We start from the raw sequence: 12,494 nt of genomic DNA, 5'->3' as shown, positions 1-12,494 counted from the left end.
GGGAAACGCCCGGTCCCATTCCGAACCCGGAAGCTAAGCCCTCCAGCGCCGATGGTACTGCACCCGAGAGAGTGTGGGAGAGTAGGACGCCGCCGAACAATCATTCGCTCAGGGGTCCACCGTTTCGGTGGGCCCCTGAAGCGTTTCTAGGGGCCGGATCCCGAAACATCCCTTTGTCGCAGCCACGATTCCGATCTGCTGGCGGCGGCGCTGCGGGCCGGCGAGCTCATCGGTCGGCGACGCGATACCGCTCCAGGTGGTCCATCATCGCCTGGTTGGCCTCCCAGCCGTCCGGGAACTTGACGACCTCGTTGAGGTACATGCGACCGGTCGACGGGTGAGCGTCCAGCAGCTCGGCTATGCCCGCCCGTGCTACCGCGATGCAGGCGTGCCGATGGCGGGACGTGAGCACGCACAGGCGGCCGGCCTCCAGGTGGAACGCCGTGGCGTCGCGGCGGCCGGAGAGCGGGTGCCAGACGATCGTCACGTCGTATTCGCGGCCCTGCAGGCGGTTCGCCGTGTCGACCGTGATCCCGGAGTCCGGCGGGAGGTACTGGCGTACCGCGGCGGCCTGGTCGCGATGCGCGGTGCCGATCGCGATCCGGTCGGCCGTGACGACGGCGCCTGAGGGCGACTTCTCCGAGACGGCGACGGCGTGGCGCTCCAGCAGGCGCAGGGCCAGGGCGGCGCAGGCCTCGGCCACCTCCGTGTCGGTGCGCATGCTGTGGCGGGCTGGGAGCTCGTGCAGGGCCCAGCCGGTCGCGGCCGCGGTCGACAGGGTGGCGTCGAGCGGGGACCGGCCGAAGGCGTGTGTGGAGAACGTGAGCGAACGATCGGCCGGGCCGGTGCCGGACGTGAAGCCGGTGAACGGGTAGAACGCCTCCGACACGACCGGGGCGGCGGTGGCCGGCAGGCGCCACGAGACCGGGAGGCGATGGACCGGTACATCGGGATTGTGGCGCCGCAGGACCGCCACTGCGCTCAGCTGGGGGTCCCAGGACAGGCCCGCCCAACGCTCGGTCTCGACCGTCGAGAACGGGTCCAGTTGGCCGGGGTCGCCGACGAACAGGGTGCGCTCGAAGCGGCCGGCGATCTGGAGCAGGGCGTCGGAGCGCATCTGGTACGCCTCGTCGACGATCGCCCAGGGCCAGGAGCCGTCGGTCAGGGTGGCCCACTTCGCGGAGGTGCCGACGATGACGCGCGAGCCCGCCAGGCCGGCGACCGTCGTGTCGATCGTGACGTTGCGGTGGCCGGAGATGCGCAGGACCGCGGCGTAGCCCTGCCTCGACAGGCGGCCGATCTGGAGGCCGGGGGCGGAGCGGGCCAGGTTGGCGATGAGGTCGTCGACCTGTTCGTTGGTCTGGGCGACGACCGCCAGGGGTTCACCGGACTCGGCGATGTGCCGGGCCGCCCGCACGACCAGGGTCGACTTGCCGGCGCCGGGCGGGGAGTCGACCACGACGCCGGGGGCCGAGCCTTCCCGCAGGTTTGCCATGACGTCCGGGAACACGTCGACGACGGTCATGACCAAGCCTCCACGGCGTCCTCCTCGGTGGGCATGGGCGGGGCGGGCGGACCGCCGTGGGTCCAGGGCGTGTCGTTGACCTCGGGGAAGTATCCCGAGGCTTGGAAGGCGCTGGACGCGGTGCTGTACGCGATCCGCTCCCCGACCGCCGGGACGCTGCCCGGCGCCGGAGTGAGCGACCGGCCCATGCCGCCGTTGAGCTCCAATTCCACGTCCAGGACGCCGTCGCCGGCCGGCGTGATGGAGACGATCTCCGCCTTCTGTGAGAGACGAGCCGGCGACTGTACCTCCACGCCGACGGCGAGCCGCAGCGGATCCTGTGTGCGTACCGTGACGTGCGGCCGGAGCTTGCGGCGCGGGCCGGTGGCGTCGAGCCGGTCGGGTTCGGCGGCCACGACGTCGCCGGCGAAGGCCTCGCCGGTCAGCCGGTACTCAGCCATGACCAGCGGATCGTCCAGCGCGCGCTGGGCGTCGAAGCGGGCCTGAGCGCGCTCCAGCCGGTTCAGGCGCTTGGCGGCTGCCACGGCGCTGTCCCGGCGGGGCTGCGGGAGCGGGTTCTCGCCGGTCACGTGGGCGACGTAGGTGGTGTACGAGTCGCGGTCGTCGGCCCAGCGCTCCACGACGCTGGCGCCCGGTGCGAGCCGCTCCAGCAGCGCGACGCCCCGCCACATGAGGTGCCAGGTCGGCTCGAGCTGGCCGCGCAGCGCGGACTCCAGCATGCCGAGGGCCACCTCGCGGGCGATGGAGTTGCCGTCGGTACGCGCGTATCGCTCGATGGCGGGCGCCAGTCGCTCGGCGTCGAACGTCGGGTCGGTCGCCGGGCCGGCCGGCGGCCAGCGGTCCGGGTCCTCGGCGTCCAGGGCGGCGTCGAACGGCGACTGTCCGGCGGGCGGGTCCAGCCACGCCAGCAGGGCGGCCAGGTTGGCGTCCTCGACGGCGCTCTGGCCCGTGGCCCAGTGCGCGCCGAGGACCGAGGTCATCGCGAGCATGAGCGACGAGCCAGGGTGCTCGGCGCGCTCGGCGAAGTACGTCAGCCATTTGCCGAACAGCGGCACGATCGGGGGGACGGCGTACTCGCCGTAGGTGCGGCGCAGGCGGGTCGAGCGGCCGAAGAGCCGCACGAAGCCGATGCCGCCGGGGTTGGGCACGAGCAGCTGGGGCGCGTCGGTGAAGCGTCGCCGGCCGCGCGCGTCCTCCTGGTGGCGGGCGAAGCTGTCCACATAGGACATGAACCGGCGGCCGAGGTCGGCGGCGAACCGGAAGCGCTGGTCACGGTTGCGCGGCTGGGGGACGACGAAGAGGCTCGGCGTGTCCTCGCGATCGCCGACCAGCGCGGCCAGCGGGGCGTTGGCCTCGCCGGCCAGGGCGAGCGGGATGAACACCAGGGGGCGCGCGCTGATGTGGGTGTGCCGGACCGTGGTGAGCGGCTGCGCGGCCTCGTGACGGACCGCGAGCGCTCTCGCCAGGGAGGTCAGCGAGGTCACGCCGGGACCTCGACGGATTCGCCGCGCAGTCGGAGGGCTGCCCGCAGTACCGCCGCCGCCTCGATCTGCTCGGGGGCGGGGGTCAGCCGGCCGGCGGCCAGTCCCAGCACGGTGTCGATCCACTCGACGCTGCCGAGCTCCTCGCTGACCGAGTGGCCGAGCGCGCGGGTGGTGCCGAGGGCCTCGCGGCGGCAGAAGTACGACATCTCGCACATCGACAGGCACTCGGGCGAGTACCGCGCGGGGATGTGCTCGATCGCGACGCACAGCTCGCCTACGGGGCGGGTCGGGGCGCCGTCGCGGTCGGGGGCGAGGTCCAACGTGAGGCCCGGGTCGAGCGTCGCCAGCAGCTTGTCGATGCCGGTCATGCGGTTGAGCTGGCGGTTGAGGACGGTCAGCTGGCGGCGCACGTCGAGCTTCGTGGCGACGGCGTGGTTGGAGAAGTTCTCCGGGCAGACCAGCACGACCTCGTGGGAGACGCGGGCCGGGTCGTGGCCGAGGCTGGCGAGCAGGCGGCGTAGCGCCACGACGTACACCGCGGACTGCACGGCGGCGGCGGCGACCTTACCGCCGTCGGCCTGTCCGTCGATCACGGCGAACGACTTGATCTCGATGACGTAGAACGTGCCCTGGTACTGGAAGGCGATGAGATCCGGCTCCAGGAAGACCTGCCGGCCGCCGACGGGCAGACGCAGCAGCGGGTGGTCGAACAGCGTGCCCGACTCGTCGGCGTGCTCCGCGGCGTTGCCGAGGACCTGCCGGGCGAGGGCGTGACGGACCTCCTGGCTCTCGTTGCCGCCGGCGTCCTCGAGGTCGCGGTACGCCACCTCCGGGATCTTCAGGTCGAGCACCTCGCGCAGCATCCGCAGCAGCTCGGCGCAGCCGTTGGCCTTGACCTGCGCGGTGAACGCCCGCGTGCGGGTGATGGCGAACGGCGACTGTCCATACGGCGGCGGGAAGCCCACGCGGGCGGCGACCGCGCGTTTGTCGACCCCGGCGGCGTCCATGACGGCGCGGCGGGCGCAGCCGGGGTTGGTGGTCAGCGCGGCGATCGTGCGCGCGTTGTGCGCGATCGGCGGAACCGGGCCGCGCAGGTGTTCGAGCTGCTGTTCGGTGCTGTTCACGGTGCTCTTCCTTCGCGGGGGAAGACGGAACTCAGGAGTCGGTGCCGGCGGCCACGGCGCGCAGCGGGTTGCCGAACAGTTGCCCGGCGTCGTCGAGCTGGGCGCGGGCCCGGGCGGCGGCCGCTTCGCGGTGCGACCGGTCGGCCGGCTCGTGGGTCTGCAACTCGGCCCGCGCCGCGCGGATGACGGTGTCGGGCTTGGCCGAGCCGATGCCGTCGCCGGCGCCGGGGATGTTCTCCGCGAACAGCCACAGTAGGCGCGCGGTGCCGCGGTCGGTATCGGGCAGCCGGTCGACGTGTTCCGCGATGCTCACGGCGGCGGTGAGGAAGTCGACCCGTGGGCTCAGGGCGCCGACGATGCGCTGTTCGAGGGGCCAGGTGGAGATCGCGAGCAGGCCGCGGACCGGCGCGAGGCGGTCGGCGGTCAGGGCGGCACAGAGATAGTACGGCCGGGAGAACGGCGCGGCCCGGAACGAGCGCTCCTCGTCGCGCCGGAGGCTCGTCAGCTTGGCGCTGTTGATGTCCCCGCCGAAACAGGCGTTGTAGACCTGGGCGATCAGTTTCGGCGCGGCCGGGACGGTGAGCAGGGTCAGCGCCCCGTGGACCTGTTCTCGCAGGGGCAGCAGCGAGCCGATCTCGCGGACCGCGGGGATCGCTGCGGGGTCGTCCGGGGCGAGCGACTCGACGGCCTCGTCCCAGGCGTCCTCCAGCGCGCGGAGCCGAGCCCGCAGGGCTCTGGCCCGCGGCCGGTCGCCGGCGGCCATCGCCCGCCGGACCTCGGCGCGCAGCGCCTCGATCTGCGGCTCCAGCTCCTCAGCGCTGTCTGCCATGAGGCGACCCTACGTCCTCCAGTAAATTCCAGCAATCCCCACCTCGACCCAGAAAGCGCGTTGCACGCCTCCAGTATCCTCCAGTAAGTTCCAGTAATCGCCAGGCGTCCGGTTTTCAGTTCCCCGAAGGGTCGGATCACACCATGTCCCTCCGCCTGTCCTCGATCTCCCTGTCCTCGATCACGGTCGCCGGTCTCCGCGACGTCGGCTCGGTGCTGCGTGACCTGCGGGCGTCGGGCTTGAACCCCGTCCTGCTGTCCGCACGGTCCGGCGAGACCGAGATCGTGGTCGTCGCCGTGGTGAACGACGCCCCGGCCGGGCCCCTGCCCGAGCCGCTGTCCGAGTTCCTGCCCGAGCCCCTGTCCGTGGTCCCTTCCGGGGCCCCGGTCGAGGCGCCGGCCCCGACCGGCTTGGCCCTGCTGACCGACCGCGAGCGCGCGGTGGCCCGGCTGGCCGGCCGGGCCCTCACCAACCAGCAGATCGCCCGCCGGCTCGGCATCTCCACGCACACGGTGAACTACCACCTGCGCCAGATCTTCCGGAAGCTGGCCATCACCTCCCGGGTGAGCCTGGCCCCCTACGCCGACGGGGCCGGTTCGGCCCCCGCCGCCTGAAAGTCGGCCTGACCACCCCGGCGGTGCAATCATTGCTCTATGCAACAGGCCAGCAGCGAGGCCGCCGTGCAGGCGTTGATGCGCGCCAGCCGGGCCTTCGTCGGGCTCACCGCCCGCGCGCTCGCCGCAGTGGAAGGGGAGGTCACGCTCCCGCAGTTCCGCGCGCTCGTCGTGCTCGCCACGCGCGGGCCGCAGCGCAGCGTCGACATCGCCGACGAGCTGCAGGTCAATCCCTCCACCGGGACCCGCATGCTCGACCGGCTGGTGCGCAAGGGGCTGGTGCGGCGCACGCGGTCCGCCGAGGACCGGCGGGTGGTCCGGATCCGGCTCACCCAGGCCGGGCGCCATGTCGTCGAGCTGGTCATGGCGCGCCGGCGGGCCGAGCTCGAGCGCATCGTGGCCGCCACCGCGCACGTGTGGCGGGCCACGGTCACCGACGCGCTCACCGCATTCGCCGAGGCCGCCGGGGAGCTGGACGAACACGACTGGTGGCTCGGATGGGCCGCCCACGGCGAGGCCAACGAGCTGGCCACGACCGTTGCATAACGCAACAACGGACCCCACCGCCCGGCGCCCACCGACGCCGCGCGGCGAGCGGCCCGTGCGGCCCTGCACGAGGCCTGACCCGGCGCCGAACGTCGCGCGCCGGGTCGTCGGGCTGCCGGAATGAGTCGGGCGAAGAGACGACTGCGGTCGTTCGACGTCCCGGCGTACGGTCGAGAACCATGACATCGGGGGTCCGGTGGTGGGCCGAGCCACCGCCCGGTCAGGCCAGCTTCCTGGCCGAGGTCGATCCCGCGCTGCTGAGCGTCGGGCTCGACCCGCTGCCGGCGGACGCCCCGGCGATCCTCCGGTTCCGCCCGCCGCCGGGGCTGCGCGTCGGGCAGTACGTCACCGTGTTCCTCGACGCCCTGGACGAGGCGGCGGTGAACCTGTTTCCGGGCTGGCTTCCCGGCGCCGAACGGCTGGACGGGCCGTCCGGCCTGGGCATCGCGGCCGCACGCGCCCTCGCCTCCCAGGCGGCCGCGCGGACGGATCACTTCGGTCCGTTCCTCGCCGCGGCCGCCGAGCGGTCGCTGCGCATCCGCGGCGGCCTCCCTCCGGCCGGCGCGCCGCGCTTCCCCGCCGAGGTCCGCGCGCGGGGCCTGGGCCGCATCCTCGCCGACGCCTACCGTCGTGCCTCCGTCGCGGTACTGCTGGACGTCCCCACGGGCCTCACGCCCGACGGCGAGCAGGCCCTGGCCGGCGCCGCGGCGTGGCTCGCCGAACACGGACGATTCACCGTCTGGCTGGCCGGGCCACCGCTGCCGAGTGCCGATCGGATCCGGACCGTCCGGATCACCCTTCCCACCCACCTGACCCGGCTCGCCGCGGAGGCCGAGCCCGCCAAGCCGGACCCCTGGCCCGGCGGTGACCCGGGCCCGCCGCTGCTCAACCATCCGCCGCTGTCCGGCACGCCGCGCGCCGACAGCGCGGCCGAACAGGCGCTGGAGCGAGCGCTCGCGCCCCACGAGTGGGCCCGCGGGCGCCGGTGGAACGAGGAGCTGGAGTGGCATGTGCTCGGCAAGGCATACCGCCTGGACCTGTTCTGGCCGGCCGACGGCCTCGTGGTCGAGGTCGACGGCGACGACCACCGTGAGCGGTGGAAGTACGCCGACGACCGCCGCCGCGACGCCCAGCTGCAGCTGCTCGGCCACGACGTCCTGCGTTTCACCAACGACCAGGTCCTGACCGACCCCCAGGCCGCGGCCCTGACGATCCGCGATCTCCTGCTGCTACGCCGTACCCCTCTGGCACAGAAATGAGGCGCCATGCCCTCCGACGACGTCCCAGCCCTGACCCGCAAGCAGCTCCTCGTCCTCGCGGTCCTCAGCTCTGAGGCCCGCGAGCTGAGCAACAACGAGCTGACGACGCTCACCGGCTCTTCGCTCACCGGCTCGGACAACGTGAGACTGGAGACGGAGCTCGGCCTGGTGGAGACGGACCGTTCGCACCGGCCGTTCTCTCACAAGCTCACTCCCAAGGGCTGGGAGGTAGCGCGGAAGCTGCCCACGGAGCCGCAAGAGGACCCGAAGCCGGTAGACCGGATATATGCCGACGACATTCCGAGCCTTACCCCGAACCAGATCCTCGCGCTCATTGTGCTGATGTCCGAGGCTCGTGAGCTGAACAACAACGAGCTGAAGGAACTTGGCGGCTTCTCCCTCACCGGCGCGGACAACACGAAGCTGGAGAAGAAGCTCGGCCTGGTGGAAACCGACCGGACGCATAGGCCGTACTCCCATCAGCTCACCGAACAGGGCTGGGGACTGGTGCGGAGGCTGCACACGATGAAGCCGCCAACCGAAGCGAAATCGGCGACCCGGACGCTGCTGACGCTGCTGGGCAACATCAGCCGTTCGCTGGAGCAGCTGCAGAGCACCCACGGCGTCAAGCTGAGCCACGGCGAGTTCTTCCGGCCGCAGCCGCTTCCGGCCGAGAGCGGTGCAGCCGAGGTCGGGGACGCCGAGGTCGGAGATGTCGAGGTCGGGGATGTCGAGGGCGGGGACGCCGAATCGCGGGTCCGGAAGGCGTACGCGTCACTGGTCGGACGGCCGGGCGATTGGGTCGGCCTCGCCGACCTCCGCGACCAGCTGCCCGGCCTGGCCCGGGCCGAGGTGGACGCGGCGCTGATGGCCCTGCTCGACCAGGACGGCGTACGGATCATCCCCGTCGCCAACACCAAGGCGCTCAGCGCTCGCGACCGGGCCGCCGCCATCGACATCGGCGGCGAGGCCAGCCACGCCCTTGCGATTGGCCAGCCGTGATCCCCGCCAACGAACGTGCCGCACTGGAGGCCCTGCACCTCAATCCGGCGCCCACACCGGAAGACATCTGGCGGCCCTCGCCGTACGACGTGCCTGAGCTGCACGAGCGCGCGGTCAAGGAGATTCTCAGCGGCGTCGGCAAGGCCCGGCGCAGCGACACCGTCACCCCGCTCGGCGTCGCCCTGCAGGGGCGAGCCGGCTCGGGCAAGACCCATCTGCTCGGCGCGGTGCGCGAGACGATCCAGCGCGCCCCCGGTGGCGGCTACTTCTTCCTGATCAGCATGATCAGCGGCCGCACGTTCTGGGAGAGCACAGTCCAGGGCATCATCAGCGGTTTGGCCCGCGACACGCTTGGCGTGGGCACGCAGCTCAAGACCTTTCTGCGTCGGCTCGTCTCCCAACTCCACATCGAGCAGGACGTTCGTGACGCGATCGTCGGCAACGCGTCGCTCACCCGCGAACACATGGATGCCTTCATCGCGGGGCTACGCCGGTCTGACAACTCCGTCGGCCGCGAGTGTCAGGACACCGCCCGCGCGCTGGTCCTCTACGGCTCGCTCGACTTCGACCACCAGGACATCGGCCTGGCCCACCTCATCTCCGAGCCGACCGAGCCGGAGGACCGTCTCGAGTGGGGCTTCACCGCGCATGCCCGCACGCCACAAGAGGTGGTGCGCGACGTCTCCCGGCTCATCGCGCTGACGCTGAGCCCCAGCGTGATCGCGATCGACCAGCTCGACACGCTGTTCGCGCAGAGCGCCATCAAGCTGTTCAACCACAACGAGGGTCTGGAGTTCGACCAGGCCACGATCGTCGGCGAGATCGCCGACGGGCTGCTGAACCTGCGCGACATCACGCAGCGGACCCTTGTGGTGATGTCCTGCCTGCCGGACACCTGGGAGCTGCTGAAAAAGAGCGCGCCCGGGCCGGTCGTCGAACGGTTCCGCGAGACGCTGCTGCCCGATCGGATCAACCGTGCCGAGATCGCCCGCATGATCGTGGAGAAGCGGTTCGCAGAGGTTTACAGCGCGCACCACTTGTCCGGAAAGTACTTGACCTGGCCGATCCACCCGGAGGCGTTCGACGACGCCCGCCGGTTCACGCCCCGGATGCTCCTGCGCCGGGTCGACCAGCACCTTCGCCACTGCCTCGACGCCGATGAGATCACCGAGCTGCACCGGTTCTCCGACCAGCCACCCCCGCTGCCCGTCCACAAGTCGGATCGGGACGAGTCCGTGCTCGCGGACCTCGACGCCACGTTCCAGCGGCTCCTGCTGGAGGCGGACGTGAGCGCCGCGCTGGACAAGTACGCTGAGGACGTCGCGATGCCGCCGCTCATTTCGGCGGGCCTGCGCGCGTGGATCGACGAACAGGCGCCCGCGGGCATCGTGTACAAGCAGGATGCGCCGCCGAGCGCGAAGATGCCGGGGCTGCACGCGCGGCTCGTTCAGGTGCTCGACGAGGCGACCGAGAACGAGGCGCACTGGGGCTTCCGGGCCATCGCTCACGGCCATCCGCGCGCGGTCATTACCCGGATCAAGAACGCCTGCACCGCGTCCGGTCTCGACCGCGCCGTTCCGCAGCGCCGGCTGGTGCTGCTGCGGCGGGACAATTGGCCGAGCGGTCCGCGCACCATCGAGACCGTGCACAAGTTCCTGCACGCCGGCGGTGTGTGGCACAAGATCAGCGACGAGGACCTCAAGGTGTTCGACGCGCTGCGGCGCATGCAGGCGGTGCCGCACGCCCTGTTCGGCGAGTGGCTGGTGTCCCGCCGGCCGGCGAGCGGGACCCAGCTGTTCCGCGAGGTGTTCGGCCCGCCGGGTGACCCAGCGCAGCCCACGCGGCCGCCGGAGCCGCAGGATCCGAGCCCGTCGACGCCGAAGCCGCAGGACCCGGACCCATCGACATCGAAGCCGCAGGACCCGGCTCAGCCGACGGCGACGCCGCGGGAACCGAACCGAGCCGACGGGGACGGGGACGGGGACGGCCGGACCATCCGCCTCGGGCGGATGATCCAGGACGAGGCACCGTTCGTCGTCGACCTGGAGTCGCTGCGCCGGCACACCGTCATCTTCGCCGGCTCCGGCTCCGGCAAGACCGTGCTCATCCGTCGCCTGGTCGAGGAGTCCGCCCGGCAGGGCGTCTCGGCGATCGTGCTCGACCCCAACAACGACCTGGCCCGGCTCGGCGACCCGTGGCCCGAGCCGCCGTCCGGCTGGGGACCCGGCGACGACGAACGCGCCCTCGACTACCTCGAACACACCGACGTCGTCGTGTGGACTCCCGGCGTCGCCGGCGGCCGTCCGCTGAGCTTCCAGCCGCTGCCGGACTTCGCGCCGGTCCGCGACTCGCCGGACGAGTTCGCCCAGGCGGTGCGCGCGGCGGTGGAGGCGCTCGCGCCGCGGGCCGGCGTCGGCGGCACCACGAGGCTCGCCGCGCAGGGCAAGGCGGTGCTCACCGAGGCGCTGCAGGCGTACGCCTGCGGCAACAGGGTCGGCCTGGAGGGCTTCACCGACTTCCTGGCCGACCTGCCCGACGACGTGAGCCGCATGAGCCGGGCCGGCAAACTCGCCCACGATCTGGCCGAGACCCTCAAGGCCGCGATGGTCAACGACCCGCTGTTCGGCGGCAACGGGGCGTCGGCCGATCCCGCGGTACTCCTGACGCCGCCCCCCGGCAAGCGGGCCCGGGTCTCGGTCATCAGCCTCATCGGCCTCATGTCCGACGAGCAGAAGCAGGGCTTCGTCAACCAGCTGCAGATGGCGCTGTTCACCTGGCTCAAGCGCAACCCGGCCAGCGACCGCCCGCTCGGCGGCCTGTTCATCATGGACGAGGCTCAGACCCTCGCCCCGTCGACCGGCACGACCTCCTCGACCGCGAGCACGATCACGCTGGCGTCGCAGGCCCGAAAGTACGGCCTCGGCCTGGTCTTCGCCACGCAGGCGCCGAAGGGCCTGCACAACCAGATCTCGGGCAACGCCACGACCCAGTTCTTCGGCCTGCTGAACTCGCCGGCCCAGATCGACGCCGCGCGCGAGCTGGCCCAGGCCAAGGGCGGCAAACTGCCGGACATCGGCTTGCTCGGCAGCGGCCAGTTCTACGCGGCGGGCGAGGGCTTCTCGTTCGTGAAGGTCCGCACGCCGCTGTGCCTGACCCACCACCCGAAGGCCCCGCTGTCCCCGGAGGAGGTTCTCGACCGGGCCCGCCGATGAGGTCAGCTGAGCTCGTCGAGCCCGGCCGTCGGTACCGCGATCCAGCCCTCGATCCGGGCGACCGGCAGCTGTTCGGCCTCCGGGCGGGTCGCCTCGCCGACAGCGGCGGCGCGGGCGGTCAGGGCGGCGATCACCGCGTCGAACGCGTCGTGGCTGGCGCGCATCAGCGGCTCGTGCCCGCCGAGGTCGAGCCACTCGCGCGCCTTCAGGGCGTCGACCAGCGCGTCGTGGCGGCCCTTGTAGCCGCGGTGGGCCAGGCCCCAGCGGTGCAGCGAGACGGCCGGGTACGCCTCCACGATCAGGCCGGTGCCGGCGCGATCCACGTCAGCCCCGGCGTTGGCGAGCATGGCCAGGAGCGCGGCGCAGCGCATCGCGGCGTGGGCCAGGCGATCCGCGGAGACGCTCAGCGGGATCAGGCCGAAGGTCGCGCGGATCACCTCGTCCGTCGTGCGGTACACCATCGCCCGCCGCCACGCGGCGCCACCGCCGGCGGGCGGGAGGTCGGTCGCGTGGCCCTCGCGGTGCGCGGCGAGCATCCGGGTGAACGGCTCCGGCCAACCCAGCGCGCAGTCGATGCCGGCCTTGTCGGAGCGCAGGACCGCGTCGACGATCTCGGCGTCGGACACGCCCAGCCGGAGCTCGCGCAGGACGGCGCGGCCGCCGGCCCAAGCGATGGACGCCACGGCGGTGCGCTCGTCGGCCGCGGCGAGGTCGACGCCGATGGTGAGCATCCGGCGTCAGCTGTGCCGGAGTGAGGCGTTCGCGGTGTAGGTGGCCACGTCCGGACGGTACGCCAGCTCCAGGCTGCCATCCGGGCCGAGGTCGCATCGTCACATTCACGGCAGTCCGCGTGTTCGCGGGCTCCGCGCCGGCGCGTTCCGATCGCTCCAGGAGCGCGG

Annotated in this window: 9 protein-coding genes, 1 rRNA gene and 1 pseudogene; 6 read left to right on the top strand and 5 right to left on the bottom strand. The window is 72.3% G+C overall.

Features of this window, described 5'->3' with window-relative positions:
• Positions 1-98 (top strand): 5S ribosomal RNA (gene rrf / locus AB0367_RS14805); the annotation flags it as partial.
• A 128-nt stretch (positions 99-226) separates the two neighbouring features.
• Here the strand turns inward: rrf and AB0367_RS14800 are convergent.
• Genes AB0367_RS14800 through AB0367_RS14785 form a run of 4 tightly spaced genes read right to left on the bottom strand, consistent with a single transcriptional unit; the run spans position 227 to position 4,962 of the window.
• On the bottom strand, positions 227-1,525 hold the full coding sequence (locus AB0367_RS14800; protein ID WP_366226788.1) for an AAA family ATPase: 1,299 nt from the start codon (positions 1,523-1,525) through the stop codon (positions 227-229).
• Positions 1,522-3,009: a hypothetical protein gene (locus tag AB0367_RS14795; protein ID WP_366226787.1), complete on the bottom strand. Its 1,488-nt coding sequence runs from the start codon at positions 3,007-3,009 to the stop codon at positions 1,522-1,524. Before AB0367_RS14795 ends, AB0367_RS14800 begins: the two co-directional genes overlap by 4 nt.
• The gene (locus AB0367_RS14790; RefSeq protein ID WP_366226786.1) at positions 3,006-4,133 is read right to left on the bottom strand and encodes a hypothetical protein; all 1,128 of its coding nucleotides are present in this window, start codon (positions 4,131-4,133) and stop codon (positions 3,006-3,008) included. Before AB0367_RS14790 ends, AB0367_RS14795 begins: the two co-directional genes overlap by 4 nt.
• 31 nt (positions 4,134-4,164) lie before the next feature.
• Positions 4,165-4,962, bottom strand: a complete 798-nt coding sequence (locus tag AB0367_RS14785) for a hypothetical protein (RefSeq protein ID WP_366226785.1) — start codon at positions 4,960-4,962, stop codon at positions 4,165-4,167.
• A 419-nt stretch (positions 4,963-5,381) separates the two neighbouring features.
• Here AB0367_RS14785 and AB0367_RS14780 point away from each other — a divergent pair.
• From AB0367_RS14780 to AB0367_RS14760, 5 genes and pseudogenes are all read left to right on the top strand, one after another.
• Positions 5,382-5,576, top strand: a pseudogene (locus AB0367_RS14780) (helix-turn-helix transcriptional regulator); the annotation flags it as partial.
• Between the two features lie 39 nt (positions 5,577-5,615).
• On the top strand, positions 5,616-6,122 hold the full coding sequence (locus AB0367_RS14775; RefSeq protein ID WP_366226784.1) for a MarR family transcriptional regulator: 507 nt from the start codon (positions 5,616-5,618) through the stop codon (positions 6,120-6,122).
• 179 nt (positions 6,123-6,301) lie between these two features.
• The gene (locus AB0367_RS14770; protein WP_366226783.1) at positions 6,302-7,381 is read left to right on the top strand and encodes a DUF559 domain-containing protein; all 1,080 of its coding nucleotides are present in this window, start codon (positions 6,302-6,304) and stop codon (positions 7,379-7,381) included.
• A gap of 6 nt (positions 7,382-7,387) precedes the next feature.
• Positions 7,388-8,383 (top strand): hypothetical protein, encoded by a 996-nt coding sequence (locus tag AB0367_RS14765; RefSeq protein ID WP_366226782.1) that lies wholly within the window; start codon positions 7,388-7,390, stop codon positions 8,381-8,383.
• Positions 8,380-11,595 carry a DUF87 domain-containing protein gene (locus AB0367_RS14760; protein ID WP_366226781.1) on the top strand — a complete coding sequence of 1,072 codons (3,216 nt, stop codon included), beginning with the start codon at positions 8,380-8,382 and terminating at the stop codon, positions 11,593-11,595. The genes AB0367_RS14765 and AB0367_RS14760 overlap by 4 nt, the downstream gene beginning before the upstream one ends.
• A gap of 2 nt (positions 11,596-11,597) precedes the next feature.
• Here AB0367_RS14760 and AB0367_RS14755 read toward each other — a convergent pair whose 3' ends face one another.
• Positions 11,598-12,326 (bottom strand): DUF429 domain-containing protein, encoded by a 729-nt coding sequence (locus tag AB0367_RS14755; RefSeq protein ID WP_366226780.1) that lies wholly within the window; start codon positions 12,324-12,326, stop codon positions 11,598-11,600.
• Between the last annotated feature and the right edge of the window lie 168 nt (positions 12,327-12,494).

This window comes from Dactylosporangium sp. NPDC051484 (assembly GCF_040689395.1).
Taxonomy (GTDB): domain Bacteria; phylum Actinomycetota; class Actinomycetes; order Mycobacteriales; family Micromonosporaceae; genus Dactylosporangium.
This window is presented reverse-complemented; position numbering and strand designations above follow the sequence as displayed.

Bases quoted from the DNA above. Each gene is read 5' to 3' on its own strand.
- AB0367_RS14800 (WP_366226788.1), bottom strand. From the start codon at position 1,525: ATGACCGTCGTCGACGTGTTCCCGGACGTCATGGCAAACCTGCGGGAA.
- AB0367_RS14785 (WP_366226785.1), bottom strand. From the start codon at position 4,962: ATGGCAGACAGCGCTGAGGAGCTGGAGCCGCAGATCGAGGCGCTGCGC.
- AB0367_RS14775 (WP_366226784.1), top strand. From the start codon at position 5,616: ATGCAACAGGCCAGCAGCGAGGCCGCCGTGCAGGCGTTGATGCGCGCC.
- AB0367_RS14770 (WP_366226783.1), top strand. From the start codon at position 6,302: ATGACATCGGGGGTCCGGTGGTGGGCCGAGCCACCGCCCGGTCAGGCC.
- AB0367_RS14765 (WP_366226782.1), top strand. From the start codon at position 7,388: ATGCCCTCCGACGACGTCCCAGCCCTGACCCGCAAGCAGCTCCTCGTC.
- AB0367_RS14755 (WP_366226780.1), bottom strand. From the start codon at position 12,326: ATGCTCACCATCGGCGTCGACCTCGCCGCGGCCGACGAGCGCACCGCC.